Origin of the sequence: Gordonia sp. GONU (assembly GCF_024733855.1) — a bacterium.
Lineage (GTDB): Bacteria > Actinomycetota > Actinomycetes > Mycobacteriales > Mycobacteriaceae > Gordonia > Gordonia amicalis.
Genome location: NZ_JANRHB010000029.1, coordinates 41,143 through 65,115 on the forward strand (window position 1 = coordinate 41,143; position 23,973 = coordinate 65,115).

Here is a 23,973-nt window from a genome sequence, read left to right on the forward strand (position 1 = left end):
CGTTTACCCTGGCACTATGGCTTTTGCAGCAGAACGTCCGGTGCTCGCGCACTCCGAGTTCCGTCCGATCGGCGAGATCGAGCGCACCGAAGCCCGTTTCGAGGTGGTCAGCGAGTACGAGCCCGCAGGGGACCAGCCCGCCGCCATCAAGGATCTGACCGAGCGGATCCAGGCCGGGGAGAAGGACATCGTGCTTCTCGGTGCCACGGGTACCGGCAAGTCGGCCACCACCGCGTGGCTCATCGAGCAGGTCCAACGCCCCACCCTGGTGATGGCACCCAACAAGACACTCGCCGCGCAACTCGCGAACGAACTCCGCGAGATGCTGCCCAACAACGCGGTCGAGTACTTCGTGTCGTACTACGACTACTACCAACCCGAGGCGTACATCGCGCAGACCGACACCTACATCGAGAAGGACTCGTCGATCAACGACGACGTCGAACGACTCCGCCACTCGGCGACGTCGAGCCTGCTCTCGCGTCGCGACGTGGTGGTGGTCGCCTCCGTGTCGTGCATCTACGGCCTCGGTACACCGCAGTCCTACCTCGACCGTTCGGTCGAGCTCGAGGTGGGCCAGGAGATCGACCGCGACGCCCTGCTCCGGCTGCTCGTCGACGTGCAATACACCCGCAACGACACGGCCTTCACCCGCGGCAGCTTCCGCGTGCGGGGCGACACCGTCGAGATCATCCCGTCCTACGAGGAGCTCGCCGTACGCATCGAGTTCTTCGGCGACGAGGTGGAATCCCTCTACTACCTGCATCCGCTCACCGGCGATGTGGTCCGACAGGTCGACTCGCTGCGCATCTTCCCGGCCACCCACTACGTCGCCGGCCCGGAGCGGATGGAGCGGGCGATGGCCTCCATCGAGCAGGAACTCGAGGAACGGCTCGCCGAGCTCGAGGCGAAGGGCAAGTTGCTCGAGGCCCAGCGCCTGCGGATGAGGACGACCTACGACCTCGAGATGATGCGCCAGGTCGGGTTCTGCTCCGGCATCGAGAACTACTCCCGTCACATCGACGGCCGCGCGGCGGGAAGTGCACCCGCCACGCTGATCGACTACTTCCCGGACGACTTCCTCCTGGTCATCGACGAGTCGCACGTGACCGTGCCGCAGATCGGCGGCATGTACGAGGGCGACATGTCCCGCAAGCGCAATCTCGTAGAGTACGGCTTCCGTCTACCGTCGGCCGTCGACAACCGGCCGCTGACCTGGGACGAGTTCGTCGACCGCATCGGTCAGACCGTCTATCTGTCGGCGACGCCGGGGCCGTATGAGCTCGGTCAGTCGAACGGGGAGTTCGTCGAGCAGGTGATCCGCCCGACCGGTCTGGTCGATCCGCAGGTCGTGGTCAAACCGACCAAGGGGCAGATCGACGACCTGGTCCACGAGATCCGCCAGCGCACCGAGCGCGACGAACGCGTCCTCGTCACCACCTTGACCAAGAAGATGGCCGAAGACCTCACCGACTATCTCCTGGAACTGGGAATCCGCGTGCGATACCTGCATTCCGAGGTCGACACACTCCGTCGTGTCGAGTTGCTGCGTCAGCTCCGCTCCGGTGACTACGACGTCCTCGTCGGCATCAACCTCCTCCGCGAGGGTCTCGACCTCCCAGAGGTGTCGCTGGTCGCGATCCTCGACGCCGACAAGGAAGGGTTCCTGCGGAGCACCACCTCGCTGATCCAGACCATCGGCCGTGCGGCCCGCAACGTGTCGGGCGAAGTGCACATGTATGCCGACAAGATCACCGACTCGATGCGCAATGCCATCGACGAGACCGAGCGTCGCCGCGAGAAGCAGATCGCCTACAACAAGGAGCGCGGTCTCGACCCGAAGCCGTTGCGCAAGAAGATCGCCGACATCCTCGACCAGGTGTACCGCGAAGCCGAGGACGAGGCGGTCGCGGTCGGCGGTTCGGGCCGCAACGCCAGCCGTGGCCGCCGGGCGCAGGGCGAGGTGTCGAAGGCCGGCAGTGCGGGCGTGATCGAGAAGCGGGACGTGTCGACGATGCCGCGCGCCGAACTCGCCGACCTGGTGTCGCAGCTGACCGATCAGATGATGAGCGCCGCCCGCGACCTGCAGTTCGAGCTGGCGGGCCGGCTGCGCGACGAGATCGCCGACCTGAAGAAAGAACTGCGGGGAATGGACGCGGCAGGCATCAAGTAGGGCGGTGACCTGCTAAGTCCCCGGGACCATTGCTTCCGGACGGTGTGCCGATCACCACGATCGGCGGACAGACACGCCGTGGCAAACTAATGTCCCGGTGAAAGAACCCTGCAATATGGGGAATGTTAGGTGACGCCTCGCTGATGGGCAGCGAGGCGAATTCATGTCGGAGGTTGGGATGAGCGCATACGAGACCATCGTCGTCGGGACCGACGGCTCGGAGTCGTCGATGAAGGCGGTGGAACGTGCGGGGGCACTCGCGGGCGAACGCGCGCAGTTGGTGATCGCGTGCGCGTACTTCCCCAACGAGCGCGGTGCCGGGGAGGCGGCCGACATCCTGAAGGACGAGGCCTACCAGGTCACCGGCTCGACGCCGACCGAGGAGATCCTGCGGACCGCCAAGGAACGCGCGTCCAAGGCCGGAGCCGCCACCATCGTCCAGCGCCCCGTCAAGGGCGCGCCGGTCGACGCACTGCTCCAGCTCGTGAGCGACGTGAAGGCCGATCTCCTGGTCGTCGGTAACCGCGGCCTGAACTCGATCGCCGGGCGCCTGCTCGGATCGGTGCCGGCCGATGTGGCGCGCAAGTCGGCGTGCGACGTGCTGATCGTGCACACCACGGGTTAGTCGCCCGACGGCTTCGAGCTGCCGAGCCAGTCCCCGCCTCAGCGGGCCTCCGGAAACCCTCCGGCGCGCCCGAGGAGAGCGGGGACGCTCTTTTCCAGGGACCTGCCCAGCCATTCCGCGGCGTCGATCAGTCCGTACATGTCGACACCGGTCGAGATGTTCGACCGGTCGAGCGCATACAGCAGATCCTCCGATGCGATGTTGCCAGTCGCCGCGGGCGCGAAGGGGCAACCGCCGAAACCGCCGATGGACGCGTCGAGAGCACTGGCCCCGGTATCCAGGGCGGTCAGCGCATTGGCGTAGCCGGTGTTGCGCGTGTTGTGGAAATGCCAGCGCTGCGGAATCCCGGGTGCGTGCGCGGCGGCCAGATCGGCGAGCGTGCGCACCTGCGCCGGAACGCCGACGCCGATGGTGTCGGCCAGAGCGATCTCGTCCGGCACCGCACCGTCGGTGAGCCGCGCGATGATCTCGCCGATCCACTCCGGTGCGACCTCTCCGGAGAACGGACAGCCGAAGGACACGGCGATGGTCACCGTCGTCCGGAGACCGGCCGCGCGAGCGTCGCGCACGACGTCGACGGCGGCGGCGACGCCCTCGTCGACACTGCAGCCCTGGTTCCGCTGACTGAACTCCTCGGTCGCGACGACCACGACGTTGACCTCGTCGACGGCTGCGGTGAGTGCACGGTCGAGACCTCGCCGGTTGAGGACCAGTCCGATGTAGGAGACGCCGTCGACTCGCGGCACCCGCGCCATGACCTCTTCGGCGCCGGCCATCTGCGGCACCCGCTTCGGGTTGACGAAGCTGACCGCCTCGACGCGTCTGATCCCCGCTTCGACACTGCGGGAGATCAACTCGACCTTGTCGTCCACCGACAAAAGGGTCTGTTCGTTCTGGAGGCCGTCTCGGGGGCCGACCTCGACCAATTGCACGCTTTTCATGTGCCCAATCTTGCCCCGTCGCGGATGGCGGGCGCGAGGAGATCCGTTCCATCGAGCGGATGTCGGTCGAACGACCGAATCCAAACCGCAACGTAACTGCTGTCGCGCTACAGAAGTGAACGAAGTGGCTCCGTGGGACTTCCGTGGTCCCACCAGTCACACTAGTTCGCGGCAGCGTAGGGAGCGTCATGTGGAGCCGAGATGCGCTGTATCACTTTCGATCTCAAAAGAGATGTAAAGCGTATGATTCGTGGCTGTTCGGCGAACGCCTCGGGGGACGGGTCAGCGGCGCCGTTGAACGACCATTTCGCCGAAGACTGTGTCGGACGAGGTATGGATGAAAAATCACCCCTCGATGAGGGGAGCCCACAAGGTGGGCACGGGGAGGAGCGCCGGGGAGGGCGCAGCGGTACGACGGGGGTCGACCTGCTCCATCTCACGGCGGCTCAACGTGCCATGTGGTTTGCCGAGAACCTCGACGACGACCACTCGGTCACCATCGCGCATTACCTCGACATCGTCGACGACGGGCGCCCATTCGACCGGGAGTTGTTCCGTCGTGGCGTCATCGAGGGTTCGCGGGAGCTGCAGACCGCCTACACCCGGATCACCGACGTGGATGGCACGCCGATGCAGTACATCGACGAGTCGGTGCCCTTCGACGTGCTCGAGGTGGACCTTCGGGACCGGCCCGACCCCCTCGCGGCCGCCGACGAGTGGATGCGTGCGGACCATGAGCGTCCGGTCGACCTGCTGACCGATCAGGTCGGATTCGCGGCCTTCATCCGGGTGGCGGACAACCGCACCTATTGGTACATGAGGGGCCACCACGTCGCCTTCGACGGCTATGGCGCACTCGTCTGCCTTCACGAGGCGGTGGCGCGCTACAACGCCGCCGTCGCGGCCGAGACGCGCGTCCCGCCGCGCCGGGCGACTCTCGCCGAGGTGATCGCCGACGATGCCGCCTATCGCCAGAGCACGCGCCACGACAGGGACCGTGCGTTCTGGGCGGAACGCGCGGCCGGATTGCCCGAGCGGGTGTCGCTGGCCACCCACCCGGCGACCGTCGGCATCCACAACGAGACCGTGGTCGCGGCCGGGATGCTCGGAGCCGATCTCGACCGCCGGTTGCGGCGTTGCGCCCGGGAACTCGATGCCTCCGTCGCCGCGGTGCTCACCGCGGCGTTCGCCGCCTTTCTCGCCCGGATGTCGGGCGCCGACGACATCGTGCTGAGTCTGCCGGTGACGGCGCGCACGACCGCCCGGGTCAAACAGTCGATGGGCATGGTCTCCAACATGCTGCCGCTGCGCGTCGACGGCGTGGGAGCGGTGACCTGTGCGGATGTCGTGGCCGCGGTCACCTCCGAGATCACCGCGGTTCTCCGGCATCAGCGTTACCGCTCCGAGGACATCCGCGCCGCAGCGGGGTTCGGAGACACCACGGGCACATCCTTCGGTCCGCTCGTCAACCTCCTGCTCTTCGACAAGCCGATCGAGATCGACGGAACGCGCGTCAGCTATCACATGCTGTCGGCCGGACTCGTCGAGGACCTGGTGATGAACGTCTTCGCCGCGGGTCCCGAGGCGCCGCTCGAGGTGGGTCTCCACGCCAATCCGGCGTTGTACGACTCCGACGAGTTGCGCATGCACCGGGCGCGTCTGCTGCATGTGCTCGAGCAGTTCGTCGACTCCCCGGGGCATCCGGTGGCCGAGCTGGACCTGCTCCTACCCGGTGAGCGGACGACGGTCGAGGACCTCGGTGACGGCGGCCCGGCGGTCGACATCGCCGACGAACACATCCTGGCGCCCTTCGTACGACAGGTCGCCGCCACACCCGAGGGGGTCGCGGTCGTCTTCGGGGACTCGACTCTGACCTATGTCGAGATGTCAAGGGCCGTCGGAGAATTCGCACGGCTCTTCGCGGCCGAGGGGATCGGCCCGGGGGACCGGGTGATCGTCGCCCTCGAACGGTCCCCGGAGCAGGTGTGTTCGATCTATGCGGCACTCGGTCTCGGGGCCGTCTACGTCCCGGTCGATCCGTCCGAGCCGGAGGAACGGCGCCACGCGATCGCGGCGATCGTCCGGCCGGCGCTCACCGTGGACGCCGCGTTCCTCGCCGACCGTGGGATCGACGCGACCGCTGTGTCCGAGCGCCGGGCCGAGACGCAACCGCTCTACGGGCCGCTGTGGCCACATCAGCCCGCGTATGTGATCTTCACATCCGGTTCGACCGGTGTGCCCAAAGGTGTCGAGGTCGACCACGCGGCCATCGGGCACCGGCTTGCGTGGATGCAGCGTGACCATCCGCTCGGCACCGACGACGCGGTGCTCTACAAGACCCCCGCGACCTTCGACGTGTCGGTGTGGGAGCTGTTGTGGCCCCTGCGGACCGGAGCGCGGATGGTGATCGCCGAACCGGGCGGCCACCGGGACCCGACCTATCTGCGCACCCTCATCGACGACGCCGGGGTCACCGTGGTCCATTTCGTCCCGTCGATGCTCGACGCCTACCTCGACGTGGTCGGCCAGAGCGGCGAGGGATCCGGTGCACCGAAGCCGTTGCCCGACCGGGTGCGCTGGGTCTTCACGTCGGGTGAGGCACTGTCGGCGCAACTGGCCCGACGTCTCGTTCAGAGCTCGTCTGCGGACCTGGTCAATCTCTACGGTCCCACCGAGGCCGCGATCGACGTCACCTCGCACCGGGTGACCGCCGACGACACCGTCGTGCCCATCGGACGACCCGTGGCCGGCACCGTCGTGCGGGTACTGGACCGCCGCCTGCGGCCGGTCCCGGCCGGAGTGGCCGGAGAGCTGTGCCTCGTCGGTCCGCAGCTCGCGAGCGGGTACCTCGGGGCGATGGCGCAGACCACGGCACGTTTCGTGGCCGACCCGCTGGGGGCGCCCGGCGGCCGGATGTACCGGACCGGCGACCTCGTGAGATGGACGCGGGACGGAGAGCTCGAATACCTGGGACGTGGCGACCATCAGGTGAAGATCCGCGGACAGCGGGTGGAACTCGGCGAGGTCGAGTCGGTGATCGCCTCGATGCCCGGCGTCGACGCGGTCGTCGTGGTGGCTCGGCGAGATCTCGGACCGGCACCGGTGCTCGTGGCCTATCTCCGGAAAACCCCCGACACTCCGGACGCGGATGCCGTGCGCGCGTTCTGTCGCCGACGGCTCCCCGGCCACATGGTGCCGCTCGCAGTGGTGTTCCTCGTCGCCTTCCCGACGACCCGCTCCGGAAAGCTGGACCAGTCGTCGTTGCCCGCCCCGGACCTGACAGCCGGCACCAAGGAATTCCGCGAGGCGCGGACACCGGCTGAGAAGGCGATCGTCTCCCTCGTCGCCCAGGCGTTGGGTCGAGAACGGATCAGCCTGTCCGACAACCTCTTCGCCCTGGGTGCTGACTCGATCCTCGCGGCACGCATGGTGTCCCGGGCCCGGATCGGGCACGGTCTGACGATCGCCCTGACCGACGTCTTCGACAGCGACGACCTCGCCGATCTCGCATCCCGCGCCGTCGTCTCGGACACCCCGCCCGTGTCCACGGAGCGTCGACACCGGCCACGCCCGGCACGGATACCGTTGTCCCAGGCACAGACCCGGTTGTGGTTCATCAACCGGATGTCACCCGCCGAGGCGACCTACAACATGTCCGGCGCGCTGCGGCTCACCCACGCGGTGGACCCCGCGGTGCTGCGTCGAGCGGCGCTCGACGTCCTCGACCGGCACGAGATCCTGCGTACCGTGTTCCCGGCCGTCGACGGCGAACCCGAACAACGCATCCTCGACACCGCGTCCGCCGGCGCCGTACTCGATTCCGAACCTGTCCGGATCAGCACGGAGGGACGCCGGGAGGCTTCCGCCGCGGAACCGCTCGAAGCGGCGATCGCCGCCATCACCGACGTGGGATTCGACCTGGCAGAAGAGATTCCGTTCCGGTGCCGGCTGATCACCGGGGACCCCCGCGGCGACGTCGTGGTGCTCGTGCTGCATCACATCGCCGCCGACGGACACTCGTTGCGGCCGTTGCTCCGGGATCTGATGACCGCCTACGAGAGCAGGCGTGCCGGCGAGTCCCCCGAGTTCACCCCGCTGCCGATGCAGTACGCCGACATCGCGGTCGAACGCGCCGAGATCCTGGGCACGCCTGAACAACCCTCACCGGCGCTGGTCGACGGTCTCGAATTCTGGCGTGCGGAACTGGACGGAGCACCCGATCTGCTCCAGTTGCCCACCGACCGACCGCGGCCGCGGGTGATGTCCAGTGCGGGAGCCCACCTCGACGTCACCCTGGACGCGGAGCTGTCCGCCGACCTCCGTCGGCTGGCGACCACGCTGGCCGTCACCCCGTTCGCGGTCTTCCAGTCCGCGCTGGCCCTCACGCTGGGCAGGCTCGCCGCGGTGGACGACGTGAGCATCGGTACCGCGGTTGCCGGGCGCGACGATCCGGCCGTCGCCGATCTGGTCGGCATGTTCGTCAACACCGTGGTCCTGCGCACCGCACTGCGGCCCGGTGACACCGTGCGGGATCTGGTCACCGGGGCACATCGCCGTTGCGCTCGGGCCATGAGTCATGCCGACGTGCCCTTCGAGCGCGTCGTCGACGCCATCGCGCCGCAACGGTCGCCGTCGCATTCGCCGCTGTTCCAGGTCGCGTTGAGCGTGCAGCCCGACCAGTTGACCGACCTGTCGCACTGGACGGGGTCGGCGGAACTGCTCGATGCGCGGGTTCCGTCGGCGAAGTACGACGTCACCGTCTCGGTGACCGAGCGTTCGGACGACTATGTCGTCGAATTCGCCTACGCCACCGATCTCTTCGACGAGAGCACGGTCCACGATGTGGCGTCCCGGCTGCGGCGGGTGCTCAGCCAGATGGTGTCGGGGCCCGATCGTGTCCTGGCCGCGATCGATCTGCTCGAACCCGACGCGCTGCGGGAGCTCGCCGCACCACGCCGCGGCACCCGTCCGGAGACGACCCTCGCGGAGCTCATCGCCCGGGGATTCGCCACTGCCGACCCCGCCGCGGTCGCCCTCACTGGTGAGGCCACGAACGGTACCGCACGACTGACCTGGGCCGAAGTGGCCACCGTGACGCATCAGATCGCCCGTGTCCTCGCCGACCGCGGACTGGGGCCGGGAGACGTGGTCGCCGTCAGCATCCCCAGGTCGCCCCGGATGGTGCTCACGATGCTCGGGGTGGCCATGAGCGGGGCCGCGTTCGTCATCATCGACGCGCGGTTGCCGGTACAGCGCCGCGCGGCGATGCTCGCCGACAGCGATGCCGCCCTGGTGATCACCGTCGACTCGGTGGTCGCCGCCGACCGGGCCGCGGAACCGGATGCCGCACCGCAGCAGCGTGATCCGGGTGTCCGTGACCTCGGTGTCGAGGAGTGGTTGCTCGACGACCTCGAGGTGGAACTGAACATCGCCGGTCGCCGCGACCATCCGGTCACCGACGCGGACCGGACGCGTCGCACCCGTGTCGACGATCTCGCGTACCTGCTCTTCACATCCGGATCGACGGGACGTCCGAAGGCGGCCGCGGTCACCCACGCGGGGCTGGCGGAGATGGTCGCCGAACAGCAGGCCCGGCTCGGGGCCACGCCGGCGTCCCGTGTACTGCAGCTCGCCGCACCGGGTTTCGACGTCGCCGTCTGGGAGATCATCCTCGCGATCTGTGCGGGAGCGGAACTGGTGATCAGCCCGCCGGACGTGTTCGCCGGACCCGAACTCGAGGACGTCATCGCACGGCATCGGGTCACGCACGCCGTGGCCACGCCGACAGCTCTGGCGACGATCGATCCGGCGTCGGTCCCGGACGTCGAGACGATCATGGTGGCGGGGGAGGAGTGCCCGCCGGAACTGGTCGCTCGGTGGGATGCCGATGGCCGACGCCTGCTGAACCTGTACGGTCCCACGGAGACCACGATCTGGGCGACCGCGTCCCGACCGTTGCGCGCAACGGAGCCGGTAACCATCGGGTGCCCCATCTCCGGCGTCGGAGCACGGGTTCTCGACCCGGGTCTGCGACCGGTGCCGCCCGGCGTCGTCGGCGAGCTCTACCTCGCCGGACGTGCGCTCGGACGGGGCTACCACGGACGCGCCGGGCTGTCCGCGGGCCGGTTCGTCGCCGACCCGTTCGGTGCCGGCACACGGATGTACCGCACCGGTGATCTCGTCTCATGGACACCCGAGGGCGAGCTGATCTATCACGGCCGCAACGACTTCCAGATCAAGATCCGTGGCATGCGGGTCGAGCCGGGGGAGGTCGACGCAGTGCTCGTCACCCACCCCGACGTCGAGCACTCGGTGAGTGTGGGGATGCCCACGCCGGCCGGCGACACGGTCCTGGTGTCCTACGTGACCGGCCGGCCGGGCCGCAGTCCGGCGCCCGAGCAGATCGTCGACCACGCGGTCGCCCACCTGCCGGCACATCTCGTCCCGCACACCGTCCAGGTGCTCGAGGAGTTCCCGGTCACCCGCACCGGCAAGGTCGACCGCCGTGCGCTGCCGGCCGTCGAGATCTCACCCGCTCGCGAATACGTCGCTCCCCGAAGCCGTCTGGAGGCGGCAGTGGCGCAGATCTTCGCCGATGTCCTCGGACTCCAGACGGTCAGCGTGCACGACGGATTCTTCGAACTCGGAGGCAGTTCGCTGTCGGCGACCAAGGTGACCTACCGGGTCGAACAGCACGTCGACCGGCGGGTGCCGCTCGCCCTGCTGTTCGAGAACCCGACGGTCGCGAGTTTCGTCGCCGCACTGAACACCGTCGAGTCCGTCGGGGCGGGACGTGTCCTGACACCGCGGGAACGGCCGCACATGGTCGACCTCACGGGTGTGCAGCGCGGACTGTGGTCACTCAACCAGATCGACCCGTCGTCGTCGGCGTACAACGTCGGGTTCACTCTCGAACTCGATGGGCCCCTCGACATCCCGGCCCTGACGGGGGCACTCGGCGACGTGATCGCCCGTCACGAGTCGCTCCGGACGCGGTACCCGCTGCACGAGGGGCGGCCGGTTCAGGTCATCATCCCGGCCGCTGATGCTCTCCGCGGATTCCGGGTCGCCCTCGTCGACACCACCCCCGACCGCGTCGGGGAGGAGATCGCCGCCGTCGTCGAACCGGGCTTCGACCTGACCGGCCCCAACGCGATCCGGGCGGTGATCCTGCGACTGGCGTCCGACCGCCACCTCCTCGTCTTCGTGGTGCATCACATCAACGCCGACGGGGGTTCGTTGCGGCCCTTGGCCCGCGACCTGACCACGGCCTACCGTGCCCGGATCAGTGGGCAGGCAGGACCGTGGACGGCGGTCGTGAACGCACCGCGGGTGCAGTACGCCGACTACGCGATCTGGCATGCCGAGCGGCTGGCGGCCGAGGCGCCCGGTGGGCTCACCGAGGAACGGGCTCAACTCGAGTACTGGGAACGACGCCTCGGGTCGGTACGGGAACCGGCGGTGATCCCGACGGACCGGCCGCGGCCCACCGAACCCCGGCACCGCGGAGGTGTCGTCGATCTGAGCATCCCGCCCGAAACCGCAACGGTTCTCAAACATCTCGCGCGTGTGAACAACACGACGCAGTTCGTGGTGATGCACGCGGCGCTCGCGGTCCTCATCGGCCGTCTGTCCGGAAGCGAGGACATCGTGATCGGGACGCCGTTCGCCGGCCGTGACGATCCCGCCCTGGCCGAGATGGTCGGCATGCTCGCGACCACGGTTCCGCTCTGGACACGTCTGCGCCTCGACGAGCCGTTCGACGAGCTTCTGCGACGCGTACGGACCGAGGACGTCACCGACCTGGCCCATGCCGACGTCGCCTTCGACCAGATCGTCGACCACCTGAACCGCGCCGAGACGGGACCGGTCCGGCGGGGCCGCCACAACCCGTTGTTCTCGGTCATGCTCTCGTACCAGAACCTCGACTTCCCGGAGGTGAGCCTCGACGGTCTGTCCGTCCGGGTCCGGCCCCCGGCGTCGATCGCGGCCAAGGTCGATCTGGAGATCATGGTGTACCCGGACGACCTGGACGGGGTGGATCGGGGTGGTGCACTCGGTGGCCAGATCGCCTACGACACCGATCTCTTCGACCGAGCCGGTGCCGAACGGATCGTCGAGCGCTACCGGAACCTGCTCAACGACATCGCGGCCCGTCCGGGCACCCCGGTCGGCGACCTGTCCATCTGGGCCGACAGGCAGTCGTCGGATGTCGTCGACGAGGAGCAGGCGCTCCACGAGCTCGTGTCCGCAGTCGCCGCGACGGTGCCCGATGCGGTGATCGGCATCCCCGGGGCACCGTCGGTGACCTTCGCCGACCTCGAGGCCACCTCCGTCGCCATGGCCTTCTCCGTGCCGGACGAGGACCCGGGTGAGGCGCTGACGGTCGCGGTCACCACGCTCCTCGCCGACGCGGACCGCACCATCGACGAGGTGTTCGCGTACATCCGCACCGCGGCGACGAACGCACTGTGCGTAGGCGCCGATGCGGTGACCGGTGAACCCCGACGGAACCGGGCGGACCCCGCGTGACGTCGGACACCTCGGTATCGCGCAGCGTCGGGGCGCGCACGTCCGCGGGGTCCACACACCAGCCGACGGTGCTGCGCAGGCTCACCTTCGCCGCGACCCACGCGGCCGACGCCGAGGCGATGGTCGGTGCGTCGGGGCCCGTGACCTTCCGTGAGTTGCACCGACGGGTGACGGCGGCAGCGACCACCCTGGCCGCCCGCGGTGTGGATCCGGCCCCGGCGGTGCGCGCGACGGTCACGGCGCTGTTGCCCCGAACCGGAAGCACCCCGGCACAACTGGCGGCCACCGCCGGTGAGGTCCTCGCCGACCTCGAACGGCGGATCGAGGACGTTCTCGGCACGCGCGACGTCGAGTCCCTCCCGGGTCTCTTCCGGGTGTCGGCACGCCGACGCGCAGACGCAGTGGCGCTCACCGATCTCGACGGCGCGGCGATCACCTACCGCGAGCTCGACGATCGGACGGACCGGCTCGCCCGCGCACTGGCCGCCGCCGGAGCGGGGCCGGAATCGCTGGTGGGCGTGGCGATGCCACGGTCGGCCGACCTCGTCGTCGCACTGCTCGCGGTGCTCAAGACCGGCGCGGCCTACCTGCCGCTGGACCGCACCCATCCCATCGCGCGGCTGCGAACGATCGTCGACGACGCCGCGCCGGTACTCGTCCTCGCCGACCCCGAGACCGCCGCCGCATGGGCGGACATGCCTGCCCGGGTCTCGACGCCCGACGATCTGGCGGCGTGGGCCGAACCGGTCCCGGTGGCGCTTCCCGATCGGGTCGGCGCACATACGAGTGCCTACGTCATGTACACCTCCGGATCGACCGGTGTGCCGAAAGGCGTTGTGGTCACCCACGACAACGTGATCTCCCTGCTCGTCGCGCTCGACGCGCTGGTCGAGAGCACGCCCGACGACGTGTGGTCGATGTTCCACTCGTATGCCTTCGACGTGTCGGTGGGCGAGATCTGGGCGGCGCTCCTCGCCGGGGGCCGTCTGGTCGTGCTCGACCACGCCACCACGCGTGCGCCGGACGACGTGGTCGAGGTGTTCGACCGCGAGGGCGTCACGGTCGTCAACTTCACGCCGTCGTCCTTCTACCAGTTCGCCGCGGCGGTCCGGCCGCCGCACGGTTCGGTTCTCCCGCAATCGATTCGGCGCCTCCACTTCTCGGGTGAGCTCCTCGACTACGAGCATGTGCGGAAGTGGCAGGCCGACCGCGCCGCCGACGGATCGCCGGCCAGGCCGGGAGCCGACGTCCCCGGGCCCCAGCTCAACAACATGTACGGGCCGACGGAGACGACGGTGTACATGACGCGGCGCGAACTCACGCGTGGATTCGTCGACGCCGCAACGGCATCGGACATCGGACAACCGCTTCTCGGGTCCCGCGTGCACGTCCTCGACGCACGGCTCGCGCCGCTGCCCGACGGTGTGCCCGGCGAACTGTACGTCTCGGGTGTCCAGGTGACCCGGGGTTTCCTCCGGCGCCACGGCCTGACGGCGACGCGTTACGTCGCCGACCCGTTCGGCCCGCCGGGCAGCCGGATGTACCGAACCGGTGACATCGGCGTCGCCCGGGACGGATCGATCGAGTTCGTCGGCCGGCGCGATGGACAGGTGAAGCTGCGTGGGTTTCGTATCGAACTCGGCGAGGTCGAGTCGGCGATGTCCGCGGTCGACGGCATCGACGCGGCCGGCGCCGACATCCGCATGCGCGGAGACACCGAACATCTCGTCGGTTATCTCGTACCCACCGCCGGGAACGGACCCGACGAAGCCACCGTCCGGACCCGTCTCGCGGCCGCGTTGCCGGAGTACATGGTGCCGACCCTGTTCGTGTGGCTCGACGCGCTGCCGCTCACGGTCAACGGGAAACTCGACCGCACGCTCCTGCCCGAACCGGACGCCACCGACGACCCGGGGATCGACGAACCGCCCGCCACCCCTACCGAGGAACGGCTGGCTGCTCTCGTCGCGGAGATCCTCGGGGAGAACGAGATCGGGGTCACCGCCTCGCTGTTCGACCTCGGCGGCAATTCACTCACCGCGACCCGCGTCGCGGCGCGCGCGACCGAGGACCTCGGGACCACGGTGGCCGCGCGCGACCTCTTCGCGACGCCCACGGTCCGCGGCCTCGCCGAGGTGATCGACCAGCGACTCGCCGACGGCGATGAGCCGGGACCCGCACGGCCGCCGCTGCGTCCGGTGGACCGCACCGGGCCGTTACCGCTGTCACCGGCCCAGCGCCGGATCTGGTTCCTGGAGACGATGAACCCAGGGGGAGCGGCCTACCTGATCCCGGCCGTCCTGCGCCTGCGAGGCCGCTCGGACGCCGACGCGCCGGGCACACCTGTCGATCCAGCGGCCGTGGCCGCGGCGCTCGACGACCTCATCGTCCGTCACGAGACGTTGCGCACGCGGTTCGTCGCCGGTGACGGGGTTCCCCGACAGATCATCGACGGCCCCGATACCGCGCGGCACGACGCCCGGGCGGATCCACCGATCGACATGCGCGGTACCGGCTCACCCGGGGTGACCGCGACGGTCGCCGACATCGTCACGCGCGGTTTCGATCTCGAGAACGAAGCGCCGGTCCGGGCACGGCTCATCCGGGTCGCCGACGACGAATGGGTGCTGGTGCTGGTCGTCCATCACATCATCGGCGACGGTGGGTCGATGGCGCCGCTCGTGGCGGACTTCGTCAAGGCATACCAGGCCCGGTTGGCCGGTCGTGCCCCGGAATGGTCGCCACTGCCCGTCCAGTACGTCGACTATGCGGTGTGGCATCACGAGATCCTCGGGGACAGCGCCGACCCCGAGTCGCTCGCGGCCCGTCAGCTCGCCTACTGGAAGACACAGCTCGCCGGCGTCCCCGAGCTCACCGATCTGCCCTTGGACCGTCCGCGCGCGCCCGTACGGGACGAGAGCGGAGCGGAACTGTCGGCAGTGATCGACGCCGCGACGTGGTCCCGCCTGCTCGAACTCGCCGACCGGCACGACGCGACCATGTTCATGTGTGTCCACGCGCTTCTCGCGGTCACGCTGCTGCGGTCGGGGAGCAGCGCGGATCTGGTGATCGGCACACCGGTGGAAGGTCGCGGCGAGCGTCAGCTCGACAGCCTCGTCGGGATGTTCGTGAACACGCTCGCGCTGCGCACCCCGTTGCGGCGTGACGCGGACTTCGCCACGGTTCTCGAGATCTGCCGCGAGACCGACATCGCTGCCCTCGATCACGCCGATGTGCCGTTCGAAACGGTCGTGGAGGAGGTCACGACCGCCCGCAGCACCGCGCACCCGCCGCTGTTCCAGGTCGCGCTCGCCTTTCAGAACACCGAACGGCCGGTCGTCGAACTACCCGGACTGATCGTCTCCGAGCTCGAGGTACCGGTCACCACCGCCAAGGTGGATCTGCAGGTGACGGTCGTCGACCCACCGGGGCGGCCTCGCGACGAGGACACGCCCGTCGTGATCACCTACGCGACAGCATTGTTCGACGCGGACACCATCGCCGACCTGCTGCATCGCCTGCAAACCATCGCGCGGTCGGTCGTCGACGCACCGGAGACCGCGATCGGTGACCTGCCGACCGGCGAGTCCGACGACGTCCCGGCACTCGTGAGGTCTCCGGCCCTCGCGGATTCGGCGGTCGCGCTGCCCGCGCTGCTCGACTCCGCGGTGGCCCACCATCCGCACGGTGTCGCCGTCACCGACGGTGAACACTCGCTGACCTACGCCGAACTCGATGCGGCGTCGCGATTGCTCGCCGCGGAACTCCGGTCGCGGGGTGCACGACCGGGCACGGTCGTGGCACTGGCCGTGCCCCGCTCGTCGGTCGGCACGGTGGCCTTCTGGGCGATCGCCCGGACCGGGGCGGCGGCCGGACTGATCGACCCGTCTCAGCCGGCCGAACGGATCCGGTACATGACCGGCACACTGGCCGCGACGCTCGGCGTGACGTGCGCGGCGGCGGATGCCGTCGGCGGTGCCGGCGCACCGAGCGAGCCGGACGTCGGCACCTCCTGGCTCGTCGTCGAGGATCTTCTCGACCTGACGGACCGCGCGCGACGCGCGCCGGGGTCGGGCGTGTCCGACGATCCGCTGCCGTCCGTCCGGATGGACGACACGGCCTACGTCATCTTCACCTCGGGCTCGACCGGTCGTCCCAAGGGCGTCGCGGTGACGCACCGCGGGCTCGCCGATCTCGTCGCCGACGCCCGGTCGCGTTTCGAGTTGAGCCCGTCGTCGCGGGTACTGCGTTTCGCCGCACCGGGGTTCGACGCCTCCGTGTTCGAGACCCTGGTCGCGGTGGCCGCGGCCTCGACCCTGGTCGTGGTGCCACCGGGCGTCACCGGTGGCCGGGAGCTGGCGGCAGTCATCACCGACGAGGCCGTCTCGCACATGACGATCACACCTAGTGCGTTGGCCACGGTTCCCGTCGAGGCGTTCCCCGATCTCCGCGTGGTGTGCGTGGCCGGCGACTCCTGCTCGCCCGAACTCGTCCGCGCCTGGTCGGACGGACGCATCATGTACAACCTGTACGGTCCGACCGAGGCCACCATCTGGTCGACCGCGTCCGGCGCCATGCGTCCCGGCGGGCCCGTCACGATCGGCGGACCGATCGCGGGAGTCGGTGTGCTGGTCCTCGACGGCCGCCTGCATCCGGTGCCACCCGGCGTCGCGGGCGAGCTGTACCTCGTCGGTCCGGCGCTGGCCGCCGGATACCTGAACCACACCGCCCTGACCGCAGAGAGGTTCGTCGCCGCGCCGTTCGGGCGACCGGGCGAGCGGATGTACCGGACCGGTGACCTCGTCCGCCGCCGTCGCCGGGACGGCCGCTGGGAGCTCGACTTCCTCGGTCGCAGCGACTTCCAGGTCAAGATCCGCGGATTCCGGATCGAGACGGGCGAGATCGACGCCGTGCTGGAAAGCCATGGAGCGGTCGACTTCTCGACCACCGCCGGTGTCGCCCACCCGACGTCGGGCGAGACCGTGCTGGTGTCGTGGGTTCACCACAGCGAAGGTGCGGTCATCGACGTGTCGGCGCTGGCAGCCCATGCCGCACGGCAGTTGCCCGCGCACATGGTGCCGACCGCGATCGTCCCGCTCGACGAGATCCCCCTCTCCGCCACCGGCAAACTCGACCGCGCCGCGCTGCCGGCACCCGAGTTCGCCCGCGGCGTCCACGTCGAACCGCGCACCGCGACCGAACGCACGGTCGCCGCGGTCTTCGCCGAGGTCCTCGGCATGGACGGCGCCGACGACGCACCGGGCGTGTCCGCACTCGACTCGTTCTTCGACCTCGGCGGCACCTCGCTGTCCGCGACGCGCGTCGTCGCACGGCTCGGCGCCGAACTCGGTGTCGAGATCGGGGTGCGGGTGATCTTCGACGCGCCGACGGTCGAGGCCCTCGCGTCGGTGATCGACACCGGCGAACTCGACAGCCGCGCAACGGGTCCCGTGCCCGGGGTCCTGCCCCGGCCCGAGCAGGTCCCGTTGTCCTACGCCCAGCGGCGGATGTGGTTCCTCAACCAGTTCGACCCCGGCTCCGCCGCATACGTGATCCCCATCGTCGTACGACTGCACGGCGAACTCGACGTGAACGCGATGCACGGCGCGATCAACGACGTCGCCGAGCGGCACGAAGTGCTCCGCACGATCTACCCGGCGGGCTCCGATTCGGGTGACGCCGCCGAACCCCTTCAGGTCGTGCTCGAGTATCACGCCGACCTCGTCCCGGTCGGGCACACCGTCGTCTCGGGGGTCGCGGAGCCGGACAGCGTGGTCGCCGAGGAGATCGCCGCGACCATCTCGCAGCCCTTCGACGTGACCCGCGACCTGCCTCTGCGTGCGAGGATCCTCAGTTCTTCCGGCGTCGACCACGTTCTCCTGATCGCGCTCCATCACATTGCCGCCGACGGCGAGTCGGCACCGATCCTCGCCCGCGAGGTGGCCGAGGCCTACGACGCGCGTCGTACCGACCGCGCGCCCCGATGGTTCCCTCTGACGCTGCAGTACGCGGATTACGCAGTGTGGCAACGTCATCGACTGGGCGAACCAGACGACTCGGATTCGGAGATGTCGCGCCAGCTGTCCTACTGGACGCAGCAGCTCCGGGGACTGCCGGACGTGCTGCCGTTGCCGGTGGACCGTCCGCGCGCCCTCACGCCCGATACACGCGCGGCGACCGTGCGGTGGTCGTTGTCGGCGCCGGTGGTCGCGGGGCTTCGACGCCGCGCCTCCGAACAACGCGCGACACTCTTCATGGTGATCCACGCGGCGGTGGCCGCGGTGCTCGCACGTCTGACGTCGACCACCGAGATCGCCGTCGCGACACCGGTTGCGGGACGCGGACACCGGGCTCTCGACCAGCTCATCGGCATGTTCGTCAACACCGTCGTGTTGCGCGTCGACGTCGACCCGCAGCTCACCGGAGGGGCACTGCTCGACCGGGTCAAGCTCGCCGATGTGACCGCCTTCGATCACGCCGAGGTCCCGTTCGAGCGGGTCGTCGACGCCGTCGACCCGCCGCGCACGGAGAACGTCGAGCCGCTCGCCCAGGTCATGCTGGTACACACGGCCGGTGCCGAGCCGGTGATGGCGGCCGCCACCATGGGGGACCTCGTCGCCGAATTCGTCGAGATCGACGACACCACAGCGAAATTCGACCTGTCGATCGGTACCTGGGAGGACGCCGACGGAGCGCTGGCGGGGTCGGTCACCTACGCCGAGGCCTTGTTCGACCAGGACACCGCGGAGATGGTCGCCACCGCGCTGCAGTCGACGCTGACCGTTCTGGCAGACGATCCCGACGTGCCGGTTGCGGACATCCCGATCCTCACCGACGCGCAGGAGCGGTCCCAGTACGAGCTGGCGATCGGCCAGGCGGTGAGCCTGCCACCCGAGACGCTGGTGGATGCGGCGGACGCCGGGGCCCGGATCTCACCGGACGCGGTCGCCCTGCGCTGCGCCGGCCGGTCGGTCACACACCGGGAGTTCGCGGCACGCGTGTCGGTACTCGCCCGCGAGCTGATCGCCTCCGGCGTCGGTCCGGAGGACAGCGTCGTCGTGTGCGTTCCGCGGTCGGTCGAGCTGGTCATCGCAATCCACGCCGTCCTCGCCGCGGGAGGGCAGTACGTCCCGGTGGCGACCGATGTGCCGGCGGACCGGGTCCGCTACATGATCGACATCGCGGGAGCGGAGATCGGTCTCGTCACCGCGGGCATCACAGTGGTCGGCGGCCTCCTGAACCGGGTCATCGTGGTCGACTCCACGAATCCGGTGGATCTCGACACGACGCCCGTCACCGATGCCGAGCGTCGGGCGCCGCTCCTCGCGGACCACGCCGCCTACACCCTGTTCACCTCCGGGTCGACGGGGCGTCCCAAGGGCGTCACGGTGACCCACCGCGCTGTGCTCAACCGATTGCGCTGGGGCATAGAAGAATTCGGAATCGGTCCGGATGGCAGCGTCCTGCTGAAGACGCCGGTGACCTTCGACGTCTCGGTGCCGGAGCTGTTCACGCCGCCGATGACCGGAGCGCGGATGGTCATCGCGCCGGACGACGCACACCTCGACCCGCACGCCATCGCGCGGTTGATCGACGACGAACACATCACCACCGTGCACTTCGTCCCGTCCCTGCTGGCGGTGTTCACCGAAGTCCTCGACCACACCGCGGGCGGCCTGCTCCCGAGTCTGCGACATCTCTACTGTTCGGGCGAGGCGCTGGCGCCGGCCACCCTCGGCGAGGTCCGTGCCGCGCTGCCTCACGTGCGGATCCACAACCTCTTCGGTCCCACCGAGGCCGCCGTCGAGGTCACCGCCGCCACGCTCGGTGACCACCGCGAGGTGGTCCCGATCGGGCGGCCGATCTGGAACACCCAGAGCTTCGTTCTGGACGCCCGTCTGCGGCCGGTCCCGGCCGGTGTCGCGGGCGAGCTGTATCTCGGCGGAGTCCAACTCGCCCGCGGATACGCCGCGCGCGCCGATCTGACCGCCGATCGCTTCGTCGCCGACCCGTTCGGGCAGGGGAACAGGCTCTACCGCACCGGCGACCTGGTCCGCCGCAACCGGTCCGGGGAGCTGGAATACCTGGGCCGTAGCGACTTCCAGGTCAAGCTCCGCGGCCAGCGGATCGAGCTGGGCGAGATCGAGGCGGTGCTCGCGACCGTCTCCGGAGTACGGCAGGCCGCGGTGACCCTGACCCAGGTACCGGGGGGCGCCGAACACCTCGTCGGCTACCTCATCGGACCCGAGAGCGAGGATAGCCTCGGCCGTGCGCGGGAGGCCGTCGCGGGGTCCCTGCCCGCCTACATGCGGCCCACCCTGTGGGTGGCGTTGACCGACGCGCCCCTCAGCAGCGCGGGAAAGCTCGACCGGAAGGCGCTTCCCGCTCCGCAGTTCGACATGCTCGTGCACGACGAATCCGGCGCCGAGCCCGCCACCGACGCCGATCATGTCGTGGCGGGGATCGTCAGCGCCGTCCTCGGCGTCGAACAGGTCCCGATGACCAGTTCGTTCTTCGCGCTGGGCGGGGACTCGATCGCGTCGATCCGACTGACGTCGATGATGCGTGCCGCGGGTTTCACCCTTACTCCGAGAGACGTTTTCGGCGCCGCCACGGTCCGCGATCTCGCGCAGCTGTCCCGGCACGAGCCCCACGCGGTCCTCGACGAACTGCCCGGCGGCGGTGTCGGTCCCGTCGGGCGGACGCCAGCCGCGGCCTGGATGCTGGACCTCGCGGATGACCTCGCCGACATCGCGGACTTCTCCCAGAGCACCGTCCTCTCCCTGCCGGCCGACATCGACGAATCCGCGCTGCGCGAGGTGATCGTCGCGGTCGTGGCGGCGCACCCGATGCTCACCGCGTCGTTGCAGATCGACGCGGCCGGCGAACCCGTCGTGATCGCGGGGGAGGGCAGTGTCGATGACGTGGTGGTCGAGATCGTCGACCACTCGCGACCGGCGAACAGCGCCGGGGCGCCGACTCTCGACGAGGCGGTACGAGAGGCACATCGACGTGCCCTCGGCGCGCTCGCACCGACGCGGGGACGTCTCGTCTCGGCGGTGGGAGTGCGGATCGGTGACGGCCGGGAGACGGTCGGTCGGTTGGTGATCGCGATCCATCATCTCGGTGTCGACGCGGTGTCGTGGCCGACGATCGTGTCCGGGCTGGCCCGCGCATGGTGGCAGTTCCGCAACGGCGACGATCCGCACATCTCCGCTCGTGGCACGTCGTTCCGCCGGTGGGCGGAGGTGTTGTCCGGCCTCGCCGACCGCGAGCAGGAGATCGGCTGGTGGACTGCCCAGCTGCCGGTCGGTACCGCAGCGGTGCTCGACCCGGTCCGTGACCGGTTGCGGACCATGGTCTCGGCGACCCACATCATGGACCCCGAGCGCACCGAGACCGTGCTACGGGTGGCCGACGCGTTCGGCGCCCGCACCGACACCGTGCTCGCCGCGGCTCTCGCCCACGCCCTCACCACCGGGACGGCCGCGGGTCGACTCGGCTACGGCGCCTCGGAAGTGTCGATGCTCCTGGAGAACCACGGTCGGGAGGAGTCCGTCGCCCCGGGAGCCGACCTGAGCGAGACCGTCGGCTGGTTCACCTCCTTCGTGCCGGTGAGCGTCGACATCCCCGACCCCGGCACATCATCCGCACGCGACCTGGCGACGATGCTGAAGGCCCTCAAGGACCGCCAGAAGCGCATGCCGGACAACGGCATCGCCTTTGGCGCCCTGCGCTGGTTGCGTCCCGGTTCACCACTGCGAGACCGCCCGTTGCCACCGGTGACCGTCAATTACCTGGGGGCCCTGGCCGGTTCGGACGACGCTGCGAACACGGTTGCGACGGAATTCCTCCCGGTCGGCGACGCCCCGGTCCTCCCGCCGTCGGCGCGCGGCGACATGAGGGCACTCGCCGCGCTCACCGCGACCATCGGGACGGTGACATCGACGCGGGGACGCACGCTTCGGCTCGATCTCACCGCACCCGAGGCGGTGCTCGGCCGCGACCACCTCGACGACCTCACCACCCGGTGGGATGCGGCACTGTCCTCGCTGGCCGCGTACGTGGAGTCCGTCGGAGACCCAGGCCCCAGCGAGACCGACGTCATCGGGGGTGGACTCTCCCAGACGGAGATCGACGACCTCGTCGACCGCTACTCGGTCGGGCGGTCCCGCACCGCACCGGCGATCTGGCCGCCGACCCCCCTCCAGCAGGGACTGTTCTACGAGTCCGAACGTCTCGCCGGTTCCGCAGCGGTGGACGAGACCGCACCTGCCACCGATCCCTATGTGACACAGTCGATCATCGAGTTCGCCGGACACCACTCGCCCACGGCGCTGCTGCCGGCGATCCGCGAACTCCTGGCGCGGCAACGGGTCCTGCGATCCGCGTTCACCCAGACCGCATCCGGTCGGCCCGTCGTGGTGATCCCGCCGGCCGATCACCCCACGGCGACGGACCCGGACTTCCGCGGCATCGACCTGACGGGTGCGGACGTCGCGGATGCGGCCGTACGCATCGCCGAACTCGCCGAAGAAGATCGCACCAGGGCGTTCCACCTGGACTCGCCGCCGCTGATCCGATTCACGGCCATCTCGCACAGCAGCGTCACCGGTCCCGCACACACCGTGGTGATCACCGCGCACCACATCATCCTCGACGGGTGGTCGGGACCGATCCTCGTTGCCGATCTCCTCGCCGCGCATCTCGGCCGTCCCCCGGTCACACCGTCCGTCGACATGGAGTCCTACCTCGAGTGGCTCGACCGCCGGGACCGGGCCGCCGCCCGCGCGGCATGGCAGGACGCTCTCGCAGACGCCACACCGACCCTGGTGGCCCCCCACCATGCCGCCCGCTCGCGCCCGGAGATGCGTCGTCCATACGAGCTGGATGCCCGCCTGGATGCGGCCGCACGTGCCCGGGTCGAGGAACGGATCCGCCAACTCGGCAGCACGATGAGCACGGCCCTCCACGCGGCATGGTCGATTCTGCTGTCGCGTCTGACCGGTGAACAACGCGTGGTCTTCGGTGAGACGGTCTCCGGCAGGCCGGCCGACCTCGACGGCGCCGACGCCATGATCGGCCTGTTCATCAACACCGTGCCGGTCGTCGCGGACGTCGACCCGGACCGGACCGTCGCCGATCTCGTGACAGCACTCCACGAGTCGCGCACCGGGTTGGTGGATCACCAGTTCCTCGGCCTGGGCGAGATCACCCGGGCGACGGGGCATGCCGCGCTCTTCGACACCCTGGTCGTCTACGAGTCCTATCCCGTCGACACGGGAACGGTGCTGGAGGGATCGCGCACCTCGGGACTCGAGATCCGCGACGTGACCACCTCCGACGCGACCCACTATCCGCTGGCGCTCATCGCGGCCCCGGACGGGGACGAGTTGTCGCTCACCGTGAAGGCGGATCTGACTGCCGTCGACGCCGAGGTCGTCGAGGTCATCGCGTCCGGCATGGTCGATCTCCTCGAGGCCTTCGCCGACGACCCCGCCACGCGCCTCGCGTCGCTCGATCCGATGCCCGCGGAGATGCGCGGCACGGTCGAGGCGTGGTCGCGGGGTGTGGTGGTGGAGTTGGGGTGGGGTGGTCGTTCGGTGGGTTCGGTGGTGGCGGAGCGGGTGGGGTTGTCGGGGTCTGAGGTGGCGGTGTGGTGTGGGGATCGGGTGGTGTCGTATGGGGAGTTCGGTGGTTTG

General features: G+C 69.5%; 5 protein-coding genes. 4 read left to right on the forward strand and 1 reads right to left on the reverse strand.

Features of this window, described 5'->3' with window-relative positions:
- Positions 1-16 precede the first annotated feature (16 nt).
- Together uvrB and NWF34_RS20025 are read left to right on the forward strand one after the other, a co-directional pair.
- Positions 17-2,173 (forward strand): excinuclease ABC subunit UvrB, encoded by a 2,157-nt coding sequence (uvrB, locus tag NWF34_RS20020; protein WP_024498714.1) that lies wholly within the window; start codon positions 17-19, stop codon positions 2,171-2,173.
- Positions 2,174-2,351: 178 nt separating this feature from the next.
- Positions 2,352-2,798: a universal stress protein gene (locus NWF34_RS20025; RefSeq protein ID WP_024498713.1), complete on the forward strand. Its 447-nt coding sequence runs from the start codon at positions 2,352-2,354 to the stop codon at positions 2,796-2,798.
- A 38-nt stretch (positions 2,799-2,836) separates the two neighbouring features.
- On the opposite strand, the gene NWF34_RS20030 is transcribed toward NWF34_RS20025, so the two are convergent.
- Complete coding sequence (locus tag NWF34_RS20030) at positions 2,837-3,739, reverse strand: hydroxymethylglutaryl-CoA lyase (RefSeq protein ID WP_258325919.1); 903 nt, start codon at positions 3,737-3,739, stop codon at positions 2,837-2,839.
- Positions 3,740-4,072: 333 nt separating this feature from the next.
- Between NWF34_RS20030 and NWF34_RS20035 the strand changes: the two genes are divergently transcribed.
- Together NWF34_RS20035 and NWF34_RS20040 are read left to right on the forward strand one after the other, a co-directional pair.
- Complete coding sequence (locus NWF34_RS20035; protein ID WP_258325920.1) at positions 4,073-12,271, forward strand: amino acid adenylation domain-containing protein; 8,199 nt, start codon at positions 4,073-4,075, stop codon at positions 12,269-12,271.
- On the forward strand, positions 12,268-23,973 hold an 11,706-nt coding region (locus tag NWF34_RS20040), incomplete at its 3' end, for a non-ribosomal peptide synthetase (protein ID WP_258325921.1). The genes NWF34_RS20035 and NWF34_RS20040, both read left to right, overlap by 4 nt.